General features: G+C 68.7%; 16 protein-coding genes. 9 read left to right on the top strand and 7 right to left on the bottom strand.

Translation table 11 applies throughout. The annotated features are described in order from the left end of the window. Nucleotides 1-287: 287 nt before the first annotated feature. The 5 genes from NMK44_RS37935 to dnaA all read right to left on the bottom strand — a co-directional run bounded on the left by NMK44_RS37935 (nucleotide 288) and on the right by dnaA (nucleotide 6,870). Nucleotides 288-818 (bottom strand): DciA family protein, encoded by a 531-nt coding sequence (locus NMK44_RS37935; RefSeq protein ID WP_254752048.1) that lies wholly within the window; start codon nucleotides 816-818, stop codon nucleotides 288-290. Further along, nucleotides 815-1,954, bottom strand: coding sequence for a DNA replication/repair protein RecF (recF, locus tag NMK44_RS37930; protein WP_254752046.1), 1,140 nt, complete (start codon nucleotides 1,952-1,954; stop codon nucleotides 815-817). The genes NMK44_RS37935 and recF overlap by 4 nt, the downstream gene beginning before the upstream one ends. 51 nt (nucleotides 1,955-2,005) lie before the next feature. Continuing rightward, a complete protein-coding gene (gnd, locus tag NMK44_RS37925; RefSeq protein ID WP_254752044.1) occupies nucleotides 2,006-2,884 on the bottom strand; it encodes a phosphogluconate dehydrogenase (NAD(+)-dependent, decarboxylating) in 879 nt (292 codons plus the stop codon). A gap of 104 nt (nucleotides 2,885-2,988) precedes the next feature. Continuing rightward, complete coding sequence (gene dnaN, locus NMK44_RS37920; protein WP_254752042.1) at nucleotides 2,989-4,119, bottom strand: DNA polymerase III subunit beta; 1,131 nt, start codon at nucleotides 4,117-4,119, stop codon at nucleotides 2,989-2,991. Between the two features lie 828 nt (nucleotides 4,120-4,947). Then, on the bottom strand, nucleotides 4,948-6,870 hold the full coding sequence (gene dnaA, locus NMK44_RS37915; protein WP_308358757.1) for a chromosomal replication initiator protein DnaA: 1,923 nt from the start codon (nucleotides 6,868-6,870) through the stop codon (nucleotides 4,948-4,950). A 439-nt stretch (nucleotides 6,871-7,309) separates the two neighbouring features. On the opposite strand from dnaA, the gene rpmH reads away from it, so the two are divergent. The 9 genes from rpmH to NMK44_RS37870 all read left to right on the top strand — a co-directional run bounded on the left by rpmH (nucleotide 7,310) and on the right by NMK44_RS37870 (nucleotide 14,110). Then, a complete protein-coding gene (rpmH, locus tag NMK44_RS37910; RefSeq protein WP_003956500.1) occupies nucleotides 7,310-7,447 on the top strand; it encodes a 50S ribosomal protein L34 in 138 nt (45 codons plus the stop codon). A 25-nt stretch (nucleotides 7,448-7,472) separates the two neighbouring features. Next, nucleotides 7,473-7,856 (top strand): ribonuclease P protein component, encoded by a 384-nt coding sequence (rnpA, locus tag NMK44_RS37905; RefSeq protein WP_254752040.1) that lies wholly within the window; start codon nucleotides 7,473-7,475, stop codon nucleotides 7,854-7,856. Further along, entirely contained in the window at nucleotides 7,853-8,170 is a 318-nt protein-coding gene (gene yidD / locus NMK44_RS37900; protein WP_030827780.1) for a membrane protein insertion efficiency factor YidD, read from the top strand. The genes rnpA and yidD overlap by 4 nt, the downstream gene beginning before the upstream one ends. A 3-nt stretch (nucleotides 8,171-8,173) precedes the next feature. Then, complete coding sequence (yidC, locus tag NMK44_RS37895) at nucleotides 8,174-9,307, top strand: membrane protein insertase YidC (protein WP_254752038.1); 1,134 nt, start codon at nucleotides 8,174-8,176, stop codon at nucleotides 9,305-9,307. A 15-nt stretch (nucleotides 9,308-9,322) separates the two neighbouring features. Beyond that, complete coding sequence (locus NMK44_RS37890) at nucleotides 9,323-9,832, top strand: Jag family protein (RefSeq protein WP_254752036.1); 510 nt, start codon at nucleotides 9,323-9,325, stop codon at nucleotides 9,830-9,832. Between the two features lie 127 nt (nucleotides 9,833-9,959). After that, nucleotides 9,960-10,673: a 16S rRNA (guanine(527)-N(7))-methyltransferase RsmG gene (rsmG, locus tag NMK44_RS37885; RefSeq protein ID WP_254752034.1), complete on the top strand. Its 714-nt coding sequence runs from the start codon at nucleotides 9,960-9,962 to the stop codon at nucleotides 10,671-10,673. Between the two features lie 281 nt (nucleotides 10,674-10,954). Then, entirely contained in the window at nucleotides 10,955-12,040 is a 1,086-nt protein-coding gene (locus NMK44_RS37880; protein WP_302889096.1) for a ParA family protein, read from the top strand. Beyond that, entirely contained in the window at nucleotides 12,037-13,167 is a 1,131-nt protein-coding gene (locus NMK44_RS37875) for a ParB/RepB/Spo0J family partition protein (protein ID WP_254752032.1), read from the top strand. The genes NMK44_RS37880 and NMK44_RS37875 overlap by 4 nt, the downstream gene beginning before the upstream one ends. 325 nt (nucleotides 13,168-13,492) lie before the next feature. Beyond that, on the top strand, nucleotides 13,493-14,110 hold the full coding sequence (locus NMK44_RS37870; protein WP_254752030.1) for a GNAT family N-acetyltransferase: 618 nt from the start codon (nucleotides 13,493-13,495) through the stop codon (nucleotides 14,108-14,110). A 65-nt stretch (nucleotides 14,111-14,175) separates the two neighbouring features. On the opposite strand, the gene trxA is transcribed toward NMK44_RS37870, so the two are convergent. Further along, nucleotides 14,176-14,505 (bottom strand): thioredoxin, encoded by a 330-nt coding sequence (gene trxA / locus NMK44_RS37865; protein ID WP_254752028.1) that lies wholly within the window; start codon nucleotides 14,503-14,505, stop codon nucleotides 14,176-14,178. A 43-nt stretch (nucleotides 14,506-14,548) separates the two neighbouring features. Beyond that, nucleotides 14,549-15,499: a thioredoxin-disulfide reductase gene (gene trxB / locus NMK44_RS37860; RefSeq protein WP_254752026.1), complete on the bottom strand. Its 951-nt coding sequence runs from the start codon at nucleotides 15,497-15,499 to the stop codon at nucleotides 14,549-14,551. Nucleotides 15,500-15,620: the final 121 nt, after the last annotated feature.

Below are 15,620 nucleotides of genomic sequence, written 5' to 3'. Positions count from 1 at the left end.
CCGGGGCAGGCGGGAGCGGCTGCGTCGTTCAACATGTGTCCGCGTGCGCTTCGACGCGCAAGCGACGGTGTACCCGCTCAGTCTACCGGTAGCGCCGACAAGAATGGGGGCTTGCTGGCGCCTGAGTCCGCATGTGCCGCCCTGAACCGGTCGCCACCGACTCCCCATATCTGGGGAAGGGCTCCAAGAGGCTCACGCCGCCACTCAGCGCTTCGGGCTGTCAACCACCGGCTACGGTGACCGGGGTCTCATACATCACCCTGTGCTCACCCGTTCACCAGGTGTGATCAACCGTAGGTGTCGCCCGGTCCGGTGGACCCCGGAGAGCGCAGCGGACCGTAGCGGCGCGACGGACCGCCGGGCCCCAACACCTTGATCAACTTCACCGTGCCCTGGCCGAGATCGGCGTTCAGCCGGGCGACGAGCTGCGGGGCGAGCAGCCGCAGCTGGGTCGCCCACGCCGTGGAGTCGCAGCGCACGGTCAGCACCCGGGCGTCCTCGTCGTACCGCTGCGGCTCACAGTGCTGGGCCACTTCCGGGCCGACCATCTGCGGCCAGCGGCCCATCACCCCGCCGACGGCGGCCGGGGCCTCCCAGCCGCGCTCGGTGATCAGCCGGTTGATCGCGGCACCGAGGGGGAGCGGATCACGGCCGTCGGCGCGCGCGCCGGAGCGCAGGCCCCCGCGGCGCGCCTGCTTCTTCTGCTGGGCCGCGGCACCGCGGGCCCGCGCCTGCTCCTTGGCGGCGCGCAGCGCGACCCGGGCCAGATCGACGCCCGAGGGCTCGGGCGGTGTCGGCTGCTGTGGGGCGTCCGTCATACGCGCCGGACCTCGCCGTCGGACACCGCGTAGCGCGTGCCCGTCAGCAGCCGCGGGACGTCGTCCTCCACCGCCGCCGTGACCAGCACCTGCTCACCGGGGGCGACCAGCTCGGCCAGCCGCTCGCGGCGCCGCTCGTCCAGTTCGGCGAAGACATCGTCCAGGATCAGGACCGGCTCACCGGCCTCGGTGCGCAGCAGCTCATAGGAGGCCAGCCGCAGCGCCAGCGCGTACGACCAGGACTCGCCATGGCTGGCGTACCCCTTCGCGGGGAGCCGCCCCAGCTTCAGCACCAGGTCGTCGCGGTGCGGGCCGACCAGGGTGACACCGCGCTCGATCTCCTGCTTGCGGGCCTCGGTGAGTGCGGCGATCAGCCGCTGGTAGAGCTCCTCCCGGCCGGTGGCCGCGGCCAGGTCCTCGCCCGCCGAGCAGCGGTACTCCAGCAGGACCGGTCCACCACCGGGGGCGAGCTGCTCGTACGCCTTCTCGGCGAGCGGCTGGAGGACGGAGATCAGCTCAAGGCGCTGGGCGAGCAGCTCGGCACCGGCGCGGGCCAGATGCTGGTCCCAGACGTCCAGGGTGGACAGCGCCCCGTCACCGCCGCCGCGCGAGCCGTGCCGCCGGGCCATCGCGGCGGTCTTGAGCAGGGTGTTGCGCTGTTTGAGCACCCGGTCGTAGTCGGAGCGGACTCCCGCCATCCGCGGGGCGCGGGCGGTGATCAGCTCGTCCAGGAAGCGGCGGCGCTCGCCCGGATCGCCCTTGACCAGAGCGAGGTCCTCGGGCGCGAACAGCACCGTGCGCAGGATCCCCAGCACATCACGCGGTCTGACCTGCGAGGAGCGGTTGATCCTCGCGCGGTTGGCCTTGCCGGGATTGAGCTCCAGCTCCACCAGCTGCTGCCGGTCGCCCTGGACCACCGCGGCCCGGACGACCGCCCGCTCGGCGCCCATCCGCACCAGCGGGGCGTCGGAGGAGACCCGGTGGCTGCCGAGGGTGGCGAGATAGCCGACGGCCTCGACGAGGTTGGTCTTCCCCTGCCCGTTGGGACCGACGAAAGCGGTGACACCCGGGCCGAGTTCGACCTCGGCCCGGGTGTACGAGCGGAAGTCGGCGAGCGAGAGATGCGTGACGTGCATGATGGGCTGCGCCGACCTCCCCCGGCAGTGCTGTGCCCCCGTGGGGGCGGATTACTTGGAGTTCTCCACCGCGTGGCCGCCGAACTGGTTGCGCAGCGCGGCGATCATCTTCATCTGCGGGGAGTCGTCCTGGCGCGAGGCGAAGCGGGCGAACAGCGATGCGGTGATCGCGGGCAGCGGCACCGCGTTGTCGATCGCGGCCTCTACCGTCCAGCGGCCCTCGCCGGAGTCCGCCGCATAGCCCTTCAGCTCGGCCAGGTGCTCGTCGTCGTCCAGGGCGCGGACCGCCAGGTCCAGCAGCCAGGAGCGGATGACCGTGCCCTCCTGCCAGGAGCGGAAGACCTCGCGGACGTCGGTGACGGAGTCCACGGCCTCCAGCAGCTCCCAGCCCTCGGCGAAGGCCTGCATCATGGCGTACTCGATGCCGTTGTGGACCATCTTGGCGAAGTGGCCCGCGCCGACCTTGCCCGCGTGGACCGAGCCGTACTCACCCTCGGGCTTGAGCGCGTCGAAGATCGGCTGGACCTTGGCGACATGCTCGGACGCGCCGCCGTACATCAGCGCGTAGCCGTTCTCCAGGCCCCAGACACCGCCGGAGACACCGCAGTCGACGAAGCCGATGCCCCGGGCGTTGAGCTGCTCGGCGTGCTTCTCGTCGTCGGTCCAGCGGGAGTTTCCGCCGTCGACGACGATGTCACCCGGTGACAGGAGCTCGGCCAGCTCGTCGATGGTGATCTGGGTGGGAACACCCGCCGGGACCATGACCCACACCACGCGCGGCCCCTTGAGCTTGCCCACAAGCTCGTCGAGGCTGTGGACATCCGCGACGTCCGGGTTGCGGTCGTATCCGATCACGGTGTGGCCTGCGCGGCGAATGCGCTCGCGCATATTGCCGCCCATCTTGCCGAGGCCGACGAGACCGAGCTCCATCAGTTGATCCTTATGCCGTAGACATTGCGTGACGCACCTGAGGCCGAGCCTACGCCCGAGGGTTGCCGCACAGTTGTGGGCTACACCCGCTCATTCGCTCGGACTCATCCGCTCAGCCGGACCGGCATGATCAGGTACTTGTACGCCTCGTCCGCCTCGGCGTCCACGGCGGGCTTGCCGCTCAGCAGGGCGGGCTTGGTGGACGTGGTGAAGGAGAGCTGGGCGACCGGGGAGTCGATCGCGCTCAGGCCGTCCAGCAGGAAGGTCGGGTTGAAGGCGATCGAGATGTCGTCGCCGTCGAGCTGGGCGTCGACCCTTTCCACAGCCTGTGCGTCGTCGCTGGAACCGGCCTCGAGGATCAGCACGCCTTGCTCGAAGCTGAGCCGCACCGGGGTGTTGCGCTCGGCGACCAGGGCCACGCGCTTGACGGCCTCGACGAACGGGGCGGTCTCGATCACCGCGACGGAGTTGAACTCGGTCGGGAAAAGCGTGCGGTACTTCGGCAGGTCACCTTCGAGCAGCCGGGTGGTGGTACGGCGGCCGGCGCCCTCGAAACCGATCAGGCCCTCACCGGCACCGGAGCCGGACAGCGCGAGCGAAACGGTGTCACCGCTGGTCAGCGACTTGGCGGTGTCCAGGAGCGTCTTGGCGGGCACCAGGGCGACCGCGGAGATGTCCGGGGTCTCGGGCTTCCACAGGAACTCGCGGACGGCGAAGCGGTAGCGGTCGGTGGAGGCCAGGGTGACGGTGTCGCCCTCGATCTCGATCCGGACGCCGGTGAGCACCGGGAGGGTGTCGTCACGGCCGGCCGCGATGGCGACCTGGGCGGCGGCGGCGGCGAAGACGTCACCGGGAACGGTGCCGGTCGCGGTGGGCATCTGCGGCAGCGCCGGGTACTCCTCCACAGGCAGTGTGTGGAGTGTGAATCGCGACGAGCCGCAGACGACGGTGACGCGTACACCGTCGCTGGAGATCTCCACAGGGCGGTTGGGGAGAGCGCGGCAGATGTCGGCGAGCAGACGGCCGGAGACCAGGACCGTGCCGTCGTCCTCCACGTCGGCTTCCACCGAGACACGGGCCGAGACCTCGTAGTCGAAGCCGGAGAGGCTGAGCGCGCCTTCCTCGGCCTTCAGCAGGATGCCCGCGAGGACGGGCACCGGCGGACGGGCCGGAAGGCTGCGGGCCGTCCAGGCCACTGCCTCCGCGAGTACATCGCGCTCCACCCGGATCTTCACCGGAACCGCCTCCTGCTGTTGCTGGCTCGCCCTGCTGGCCTTCGTCGTCGGCTGAGTCGCCGGAGACCAGTCTGACGTACGCCGCCGACAGTCGGTGCGGCTCGGGGTCAAGTCGGCGCCCGGGGTGTCGGGCGGCTCGGCCCGAGGTTGTGCACAGGCCCCACTTCGAAGCGATTTCCCGGCTACAACTCTGTGGTCGTAGTAGTAGGGCCTGTGGATACCGTGGATAACTCCGTCTTCCCAGGCCAGGAGCGGTTTTTTATCCACTGCGCCTGTGGGCGGCGCCCGTGGAAAACCGAGGCGATCTGTGGATGCCGGAAAGTTCTGCACATGCGATGCACAGACAAACCCCGGTTCTCCCCAGCGCTGTCCCCAGGTTTACCCGGCTTCCCCACAGCCCAACCCGCCTCCTTGGTGTGACGCCTTTCACTCGACCCGGTGACCGTGCCCGTTTCGTTGCCGAACAGTGGACGACGATGGGGAAAAGCTGTGGGCAACCGCCTTCCTCCTGTGGGCGGGCGGTGGACAACTCGATCCGGGCCCTGTGGGCAAAGCCGTCGTCCACAGTCTGTGGACTCCGGATAGCCACAATTCCACAACCGGCTGACCTCGGGTGATGCGATCCTGGTGACCCGGCCTGTGGATGGGATCTGGACAACTCACACGTCCCCAGGGTGTGGATGGGGGATTTGCCGCCGATCTGTGGAGAATCGCTTCGCCCCGACGCGGATTCGAACAGCGCGGCCGTCGAACGACGAAGGGCGCCCCGGGAGTTGTCCTCCCGGAGCGCCCTCGGAGTGGCTCGTGGCAGCCGTCCGTGCCCCGCTGTCAGCCGTTCTTGATGCGGTTCGTCAGCTCGGTCACCTGGTTGTAGATGGAGCGCCGCTCGGCCATCAGCGCCCGGATCTTGCGGTCGGCGTGCATGACGGTCGTGTGGTCGCGCCCGCCGAACTGGGCGCCGATCTTGGGCAGCGACAGATCGGTGAGCTCCCGGCACAGGTACATCGCGATCTGCCGCGCGGTCACCAGAACCCGGCTGCGCGAGGCGCCGCACAGGTCGTCCACCGTGTGTCCGAAGTAGTCGGCGGTCGCGGCCATGATCGCGGTGGCGGTGATCTCCGGGGCCGCGTCCTCGCCGCCGGGGATCAGGTCCTTCAGGACGATCTCGGTGAGACCGAGGTCCACCGGCTGCCGGTTCAGGCTCGCGAAGGCCGTCACCCGGATCAGCGCGCCCTCCAGCTCCCGGATGTTGCGGGAGATCCGGGAGGCGATGAACTCCAGCACCTCCGGCGGCGCGTTCAGCTGCTCCTGCACCGCCTTCTTCCGGAGGATCGCGATACGCGTCTCCAGCTCGGGCGGCTGCACATCCGTGATCAGACCCCACTCGAAGCGGTTGCGGAGCCGGTCCTCCAGGGTCACCAGCTGCTTGGGCGGCCGGTCCGAGGACAGCACGATCTGCTTGTTGGCGTTGTGGAGGGTGTTGAAGGTGTGGAAGAACTCCTCCTGCGTCGACTCCTTGCTCGCCAGGAACTGGATGTCGTCGACCAGCAGGATGTCCATGTCGCGGTAGCGCCTGCGGAACGCGTCCGCCTTGCCGTCGCGGATGGAGTTGATGAACTCGTTGGTGAACTCCTCCGAGCTCACGTAGCGCACCCGGGTGCCGGGGTAGAGGCTGCGGGCATAGTGCCCGATCGCGTGCAGCAGATGGGTCTTGCCGAGCCCCGACTCCCCGTAGATGAACAGCGGGTTGTACGCCTTGGCCGGTGCTTCGGCCACCGCGACCGCGGCGGCGTGGGCGAAGCGGTTGGAGGCGCCGATGACGAAGGTGTCGAAGAGGTACTTGGGGTTCAGCCGGGCGGTCGGCTCACCGGGACCGGACGCCGGCGCGGGCTGTGCGGCCAGCGGACCGGGCGCGCCGGTCTGAGAGGGCAGTACCGGCGGTCCGCCGCGGCCGCGCTCCAGCGGATCGGGAAGATCGTGGCGCTGCTGCTCGTACGGCGGACGCTCCGGGGCGGACGCAGGGCGTCCGCCCGGGCCGCCCGGGCCACCGGAATTGTCGTGACCGCTGTGACCGCTGTGACCGTGGTGCCCGCCGTTGGCGCCGGGGCCGGGGCGCTCCGCCGCCGGGTTCCGGTAGTCGCCGCGCTGCCGCTGCGGGTCGTACGGCTGCTGGTCGTAGCCGGTGGAGGAGGGCTGTGAAGCATAGGGATCGGACTCGGTGAAGCCGCCGAGCCGCTGCTGCTGCCAGCCGTAGTCGTCCCGCGGGCGCGGCCAGGCGCCGGGCTCGGGACGCGGCGGCTGATAGCCGGGATAGGCGGGGCGGGCCGTGGGCAGCTCGTCGGAGGCTTGCGGACGGCCGTAGTTCTCCCGGCCGTCGTAGCCGTCGTACGTCTCCCGCTGCTCCCGGCTCTCATATGTCTCGCGCTGATCGCGCTGGGTCTGCTGCGGGACGACCGGCTCTCCGGCAGAGTCGTCGACGGTGATCGCGATGCGGATGGGGCGGCCGCACTCCCGGCTCAGCGTCTCGCTGACCACCGGGGCGAGCCTGCCCTCGAGTACGCCCTTGGCGAATTCATTGGGGACGGCCAGCAGCGCGGTGTCGGCGACGAGCGCGAGCGGCTGGCACCGCTTGATCCAGTGCTCGTCCTTGGCCTCGACGCCCTGTCCGCCCTGTCCCGCCGCGCCCTCTCCGAGCAGCCGCTCGAGTACGCGTGGCCACACTGCGGCAAGATCGGCGGGTACGTCAGCCACAGGGCACGCTCTCTCACTCGCTGGGTGGGGGACGCCGACGGGTCCCACGAATGTGTGGTTCTCGGGACGGGCGTGAAGGAATCGGAGCCCGGCCACGGTAGTCAGGCCGGGGTGCGCGGTTCAAGTCGTTGTCCACAGGGTGTGTACAAATGTGCCATGCGATGTCGCCGGGCGTTCCCCTGCCCCCGTCCGGCGCGGGCGGAGCGGGTAGTGTGGCCGTGGCATCCACCGGTTTGACCGGATGGCGTAACCGCGCGTACCGTAACCAGGTCGAGTTGTCGATGGCTGCTGCCGCCTGCCTCCGATGGGCAATGATCGCGGACATCATGATCCACGATCGTGAAGCGGTGCACTCGGGCGTATTGCGAGCTTCTCGTGGGCGCACGGTGACAGCCAGGCGATCTCCCGCCACCACCCGATTCATTTCTGGAGCCCCCGAGTGAGCAAGCGCACCTTCCAGCCGAACAACCGCCGCCGCGCGAAGACCCACGGCTTCCGGCTGCGTATGCGCACCCGTGCCGGCCGCGCGATTCTCGCGTCCCGCCGCAGCAAGGGTCGCGCCCGCCTGTCGGCCTGAGCAGCCTGACCTCAAGGTCCATGACGTGCTGCCTACCGAGCATCGGCTGAGGCGGCGCGAGGACTTTGCGGCCGCGGTACGCCGAGGACGCAGGGCCGGTCGCCCGCTCCTTGTCGTGCACTTTCGCAGCGGCCTCACCAGCGGTGACAGGGACCCGCACGCATCCGGGGGGAGTGCTCCCCCGGCGCGTGCGGGTTTCGTCGTGAGCAAGGCGGTCGGCGGTGCCGTCGTCCGCAATCTGGTGAAGCGGAGGCTGCGCCATCTCATGCGGGACCGGCTCGATCGTTTTCCCGCAGGTAGCCTTGTGGTCGTACGGGCACTGCCCGGTGCGGGTGAGGCGGGTCACGACCAGCTGGCCCGCGATCTCGACACGGCGGTGCAGCGGCTACTGGGAGGGGTGCCGCGATGAAGTACCCGCTGCTGTGGTTGATCAAGCTGTACCAGTGGACCATCAGCCCGATGCTGGGCCCGGTCTGCAAGTACTACCCGTCGTGCTCGCACTATGGCTACACGGCCATTGACCGGCACGGTGCGGTGAAAGGAACGGCGCTGACGGCCTGGCGCATCTTGCGCTGCAACCCGTGGTCGCTCGGTGGCGTCGACCACGTTCCGCCCCGGAAGCGTCCGGTGTGGCACCAGCGGCTGCGGAACCGCCTCGGCGGGCATCCGGCTGTGGAGCCTGCCGCACAGCCCGAGACCCAGCCCAACGCCCAAGGAGCCTGATTCGTGGACACGATCCTCGGTCCTCTTTATGACGTAGTTTCCTGGATCATCGTCCAGTTCCACTCGTTCTACAGCCTCATGTTCGACCGGGACAGTGGCTGGGCGTGGGGTCTGTCGATCGTTTCCCTGGTGGTCCTGATCCGGATCTGTCTGATCCCGCTTTTCGTGAAGCAGATCAAGGCGACCCGGAACATGCAGGCGCTCCAGCCGAAGATGAAGGCGATCCAGGAGCGCTACAAGAGCGACCGGCAGCGTCAGTCCGAAGAGATGATGAAGCTCTACAAGGAGACGGGCACCAACCCGCTCTCGAGCTGTCTCCCGATCCTGGCGCAGTCGCCGTTCTTCATCGCGCTCTACCAGGTGCTCAACCACATCGCGAACAACAAGACGGTCGGCTTCATCGACCAGGGACTGCTGGACAGCGCCCGTAACGCCCATATCTTCGGCGCCCCGCTGTCCGTGAAGTTCATGTCGTCCGCCTCCCAGGTCGAGCAGCTCGGCGCCTCGCTGACCGATGTCCGGGTCGTGACGGTCACCATGATCGTCCTGATGTCGGCCTCGCAGTTCTTCACCCAGCGCCAGCTGATGACCAAGAACGTCGACCTCACGGTGAAGACGCCGTTCATGCAGCAGCAGAAGATGCTGATGTACGTCTTCCCGATCATGTTCGCCGTCTTCGGCATCAACTTTCCGGTCGGTGTCCTCGTCTACTGGCTGACCACCAACGTCTGGACCATGGGCCAGCAGATGTTCATCATCCGCCGGAACCCCACCCCGGGCAGCGTCGCCTTCCAGGCCCGCCAGGAGCGCCTGCGCGCCCAGGGCAAGCTGAAGGAAGAGCCCGCCGAGGTCGCCGCCAAGGAGGCCGCCGAGACGGCGCGCGCCAACCGTCAGCAGCCCAAGCGGCAGAGCAAGTCGCAGCGCACCTCGGGCAGCACTCAGGGCCAGGGCCGCGCCAGGGCGGAGTCCGGTGGCACCGCCAAGACCTCGCTCGCCAAGGAATCCGGCAAGGACGAGGCACAGAAGCCGGAGAAGAAGGCGGCACAGGGCGGCAAGCCGGCCGGCGGCTCCTCCCGCACCACGAAGTCCGGGCAGCGCAAGGGCCAGCAGCGCCCCAAGCACCCCTCCAAGAAGTAACGAAGGAGTCCATCCGTGACGGAAGGCACCACCCCGGCCGCCGAGGGCGTCGACACCCTGACCCGCCTGGAGCAGGAAGGGGAGATCGCGGCCGACTACCTCGAGGGGCTGCTGGACATCGCGGACCTCGACGGCGACATCGACATGGACGTCGAGGCCGATCGCGCTGCGGTGTCGATCATCAGTGACTCGACCAGCCGTGACCTCCAGAAGCTGGTCGGACGCGATGGCGAGGTGCTGGAAGCCCTTCAGGAGCTGACCCGGCTCGCCGTCCACCGGGAGACCGGCGACCGCAGTCGGCTGATGCTCGACATCAGCGGATTCCGGGCCCGTAAGCGGACCGAGCTCACGGCGCTCGGCGCCAAGGCCGCGGAAGAGGCGAAGGGCACCGGCCAGCCGGTGAAGCTCAAGGCGATGACGCCCTTCGAGCGGAAGGTCGTCCACGACGCGGTGGCCGCGGCGGGGCTGCGCAGTGAGTCCGAGGGCGAGGAGCCCCAGCGCTGCGTGGTCGTGCTCCCGGCCTGACCCGGTCCGGCTTCATCTTGCACACGGCCCCGTCTGCGCGCAGACGGGGCCGAATCTTGTCAGCCTTGCATCAGTCAGCCTTGCACCAGCGTTCAGCCACAGAGTGCGGTACGGAAGGACGGTCCCCGTGACGGAAGCAGCGGAGCTCCCCCCGGCGCCCGACGAGGCGAGGGAGGTATTCGGTGAGCGCTTCCCGGAGGCCGTCCGCTACGGAGAGCTGCTGGCCGATATCGGGGTGACCCGCGGGCTGATCGGTCCGCGTGAGGTGCCGCGGCTGTGGGAGCGGCATCTGCTGAACTGCGCCGTGCTCTCCGAGGTGGTCCCGGAGGGGGTCACCGTCTGCGATGTGGGCTCGGGCGCGGGGCTGCCGGGTATCCCGCTCGCACTGACCCGGCCGGATCTGCGGATCACGCTGCTGGAGCCGCTGCTGCGCCGTACCAACTTCCTCCAGGAGGTCGTGGAGCTGCTCGGGCTCGACCATGTGACGGTGGTCCGGGGCCGTGCCGAGGAGGTCCTGGGCAAGCTGCCTCCGGTCCATGTGGTGACGGCCCGGGCGGTGGCCCCGCTGGACCGGCTGGCGGGCTGGGGGGTTCCGCTGCTGAAGCCCTACGGAGAGATGCTCCTGCTGAAGGGCGACACCGCCGAGGAGGAGCTCAAGCAGGCCCGTGCGGCGCTGGGCAAGCTGGGCGTGGTGGACACCTCCGTACTGCACGTCGGTGAGGGTGTGGTCGATCCGCTGTCCACCGTGGTGCGGGTGGAGGTCGGGGAGAGTCCCGGAGGAGTGCGGTTCGCGGCCAAGCGGGCCAAGGCGGCACGACGGAGCCCGCGGCGCAGGCCGTGAGTGCGGCCGTGACGCGGATACCGGTCTGATTCGTATGTGAAGTGCCCTCCGTATGGAGGGCGGACGTGCTCCATACAAGCTGGCTAAACTACGCAATCCGGAGTGTCGCGGCAGAACGCCAGGCCTATCCATGCATCGTGTTTCACGTGAAACGTCGCTCCCTGCTGCATGGAATCATCAGTCGCGGTCGTGCGGCGGCCTTGCCCCGCGACCGCCGACCCCGTCAGGACGTGGATTCATCCACAGGAGAACGGGCCTCGCTGGTTCACGACCCCAAAAGCATGGCAGGCTCTCCTCATCGCGAGCCTGATGTCGAGGAGAGTGAATCCTTGCGGTCCGACGCCAACATCGCGGGGCCGATGACCGACCCGGTCCCCGGCCCCCGTACCGAATCGGCGGGGGAGGATGTTTCACGTGAAACGCCGCCCCCGATGGACGACACCCCCATTGGCCGCGCCGCCCAGCTGGCGGTGGAAGCTCTGGGCCGGGCCGGCGAGGGGCTGCCGCGACCGGAACAGACCCGGGTGATCGTGGTGGCCAACCAGAAGGGCGGGGTCGGCAAGACCACGACCACGGTCAATCTGGCTGCCTCACTCGCTCTGCACGGCGGTCGTGTGCTGGTGATCGACCTCGACCCGCAGGGCAATGCCTCGACGGCGCTGGGGATCGACCACCATGCCGAGGTTCCATCGATCTACGACGTGCTGGTCGACAGCAGGCCCCTGTCCGATGTGGTGCAGCCGGTCCCCGATGTGGAGGGACTGTTCTGCGCTCCGGCGACCATCGATCTCGCCGGCGCCGAGATCGAGCTGGTCTCGCTGGTCGCACGCGAGAGCCGACTGGAGCGGGCCATCCAGTCCTATGAGCAACCGCTGGACTACATCCTCATCGACTGCCCGCCCTCGCTCGGACTGCTGACGGTCAATGCGCTGGTCGCGGGCGCCGAAGTGCTGATCCCCATCCAGTGTGAGTACTACGCGCTCGAGGGACTCGGCCAGCTGCTGCGGAACGTGGATCTCGTCCGCGGCCATCTCAACCCCAAGCTCCATGTCTCGACCATCCTGCTCACGATGTACGACGGCCGTACCCGGCTGGCCTCGCAGGTGGCGGACGAGGTCCGCAGCCACTTCGGTGGAGAGGTCCTCAGAACCAGCATCCCGAGGTCGGTGCGGATCTCCGAAGCCCCCAGTTACGGGCAGACGGTCCTCACCTATGACCCGGGATCCAGCGGGGCGCTCTCCTACCTCGAGGCGGCGAGAGAGATCGCGCTCAGGGGAGTGGACGTGCAGTACGACGCCCAGCACGCTCATGCCCTGCCCGAGATCAGCCAGCACGACCAGCACAGCATGCAGGAGGGGATTCAGTGAGTGAGCGACGCAGAGGGCTGGGCCGTGGGCTCGGTGCCTTGATCCCTCCCGCGCCGAAGGGGGCGGACAACTCCGGACCCCGGGCGGGGGCGGGAACGGTCACCACGTCCGGAGGCACCACCTCACCGACCGCGGTCCCGGTGCTCACCCAGGAGCGTGGAGTCGCGGCCGCCAAGGTGGCCGCACTGGCCTCCAACGGTGTTTCACAGGAAACCGAAGCACCGCGGGAGCCGGAGCCCGAAGCCGCTCCGCCGGCGCCGGCGGAGGAGGTGGCCGGAGCCCATTTCGCGGAACTGCCGCTGGACTTCATCACCCCCAACCCCCGTCAGCCGCGTGAGGTCTTCGACGAGGACGCTCTCGCCGAACTGGTCACCTCGATCCAGGAAGTCGGTCTCCTCCAGCCCGTCGTGGTGCGGCAGCTGGCGCCCGAGCGCTATGAGCTCATCATGGGCGAGCGCCGGTGGCGGGCCTGCCGTGAGGCTGGGCTGGAGAAGATTCCGGCGATCGTCCGGGCCACCGAGGACGAGAAGCTCCTTCTCGACGCGCTGCTGGAGAACCTGCACCGGGCCCAGCTGAACCCGTTGGAAGAGGCGGCCGCCTACGACCAGTTGCTCAAGGACTTCAGCTGCACCCATGACGAGTTGGCGGACCGCATCGGGCGTTCGCGTCCCCAGGTCTCCAACACGCTGCGGCTGCTGAAGCTCTCCCCCGCCGTTCAGCGCCGGGTCGCCGCCGGGGTGCTCTCCGCCGGACACGCACGAGCCCTGCTCTCCGTGGATGACGCGGAGGAGCAGGACCGGCTGGCGCACCGCATCGTCGCCGAGGGGCTGTCGGTGCGCGCGGTCGAGGAGATCGTCACCCTGATGGGGTCCCGTTCGGGTGGTACAGCGAAGGCCAAGGGTCCGCGCGCCGGTACCCGGGTGTCCCCCGCGCTCACGGATCTGGCGTCGCGGCTCTCCGACCGCTTCGAGACCCGGGTGAAGGTCGACCTGGGCCAGAAGAAGGGAAAGATCGTCGTCGAGTTCGCTTCGATAGAGGATCTTGAGCGTATTCTCGGCACCCTCGCCCCCGGTGCGGGACCGGTGATGGAGCAGTCGCTCGCGGAGGCGGACGACGAGGACGAGTAGGCCAGTGGCCGTACGGTCGTGTCGTACGGACTGGCAGTGTGGGGCGGGTCGTGTTCCGATCAGGTCGGAACACGACCTGTTCTTTTCCCAAGGGCGGTATCGGTGCTTTCGCCGCACGGATACGATGCGACCAGGTTGGGCGGATCCATGTGGAGGCTCCTCATGCGGAGGGCAGGGCCATGCGATCGGTGAGCCGCACCGGACTGTTGGCCACAGGACTGGGCCTGGGAGCTGTCGGCGGTTTCGTCGGCAGTCTGATCAGGGAGCGTAGTGCTCTGTCAGCCGCCCGTGCCGCGGCTGGCCATGGAAGTGAAGGACTGGCTTCATGGGGCGTCGGCTCGTACCGCTCACGCTGGACAACCTCCCGGACATCCCCAAGCGCTGTCGCGCCTGTGTCTTCTGGGAGCTCGACCCCGTCAGCGGTGAAGCCGCGGTAAGGGCCGGACGTCCGGAGCTGGAGAAGGAAGCGTGGATCTCCGCGGTCCTGCTGGAGTGGGGCTCCTGCGGCCGGGTGGTCTATGTCGATGAGGTGCCGGTCGGCTTCGTGCTCTACGCGCCCCCCGCCTATGTGCCGCGGTCCACGGCCTTTCCCACGAGCCCGGTCGGTGCCGATGCCGTACAGCTGATGACGGCCTGGCTGATGCCCGGCTATCAGGGGCAGGGGCTGGGCCGGGTGATGGTGCAGACGGTCGCCAAGGATCTGATCCGCAGGGGCTTCCGGGCGATCGAGGCGTTCGGGGACGCCACCTGGAAGGAACCGGCGTGTGTCCTGCCCGCCGACCACCTGCTGGCCGTGGGCTTCAAGACCGTCCGTCCCCACCATCGGTACCCCCGGCTGAGACTTGAGCTGAGAACGACGATTTCCTGGAAGGAAGATGTCGAGCTCGCCCTGGACCGGCTGCTCGGTGCGGTCCAGAAGGAGCCGGCGCTCCGTCCGCTCTGAGAGTTCCACGTGAAACACGAAGGGGCCGCCCTCCGGGGCGGCCCCTTCGCATGGTGGCTGTGCGCTCAGCCGATGAAGTCAGCCAGGTCGCGCTCGATGGCGGCCTTCGGCTTGGCGCCGACGATGGTCTTGGCGACCTCGCCGCCCTGGTAGACATTGAGCGTCGGGATCGACATCACGCCGTACTTGGCGGCGGTGGCCGGGTTCTCGTCAATGTTCAGCTTGGCAATGACGATCTTGTCGGCGTGCTCGGCCGCGATCGCCTCCAGGGACGGGGCGATCTGACGGCACGGACCGCACCAGGCGGCCCAGAAGTCGACGAGTACCGGCTTGTCGCTCTTGAGGACGGTCTCCTCGAAGTTGGCGTCCGTCACGGTGACCGTGGCACCGGCCATGGCTATCTCCTTAGTGGGTTGGTGCAGGGGGTGGGAAGCGGAGTCAGACGGTGGCGTCGCCGTCGCCCAGGGCGGCGAGGTACCGCTCGGCGTCCAGAGCGGCGGCACAGCCGGTGCCCGCCGCGGTGATCGCCTGGCGGTAGGTGTGGTCCACGACATCGCCCGCGGCGAAGACCCCGGTGAGGTTCGTCCGGGTCGAGGGGGACTCCACCTTGAGGTAGCCCTCGTCGTCCAGGTTCAGCTGGCCCTTGAACAGCTCGGTGCGCGGGTCGTGGCCGATCGCGATGAACAGCCCGGTCATCGGCAGCTGGGAGGTCTCACCGGTCTTGACGTCCTGGAGGGTCAGACCGGAGAGCTTGCCGTCACCGTGGAGCTCGGTGACCGCGCTGTCCCAGATGAACGAGATCTTCGGGTCGGCGAAGGCGCGCTCCTGCATCGCCTTGCTGGCACGGAGGCTGTCCCGGCGGTGGACGACGGTGACCGACTTGGCGAAGCGCGACAGGAAGGTCGCCTCCTCCATCGCGGTGTCGCCGCCGCCGATCACGGCGATGTCCTGGTCCTTGAAGAAGAAGCCGTCACAGGTGGCGCACCACGAGACACCACGGCCGGAGAGCTCGTCCTCACGGGGCAGACCCAGCTTGCGGTGCTGGGAGCCGGTGGTCACGATGACCGCCTTGGCGCGGTGGATGGTACCCGCCGAGTCGGTGACGGTCTTGATGTCCTCGCTGAGGTCGACCGCGGCCACGTCGTCCGGGATGAGCTCGGCGCCGAAGCGCTCGGCCTGGGCCCGCATGTTGTCCATGAGGTCCGGGCCCATGATCCCCTCGCGGAAACCGGGGAAGTTCTCCACGTCGGTGGTGTTCATGAGAGCACCACCGGCGGTCACGGAGCCTTCGAAGACCAGCGGCTTCAAGGAAGCGCGGGCGGTGTAGAGCGCGGCCGTATAGCCGGCGGGCCCGGAACCGATGATGATCACGTTGCGGACGTCGCTCACGGATGTCTTCCTTGTCTCTGCCGACTGCCACTGCTGACTGGGCGGCGGCCCCGGATTCCCCGGAAAACGCTGCCACCCCACCCAACGGATCCTACGGGTCCGGCATTCCCGGATGGCGTCA

Origin of the sequence: Streptomyces cucumeris (assembly GCF_024295805.1) — a bacterium.
Lineage (GTDB): Bacteria > Actinomycetota > Actinomycetes > Streptomycetales > Streptomycetaceae > Streptomyces > Streptomyces cucumeris.
This window is presented reverse-complemented; position numbering and strand designations above follow the sequence as displayed.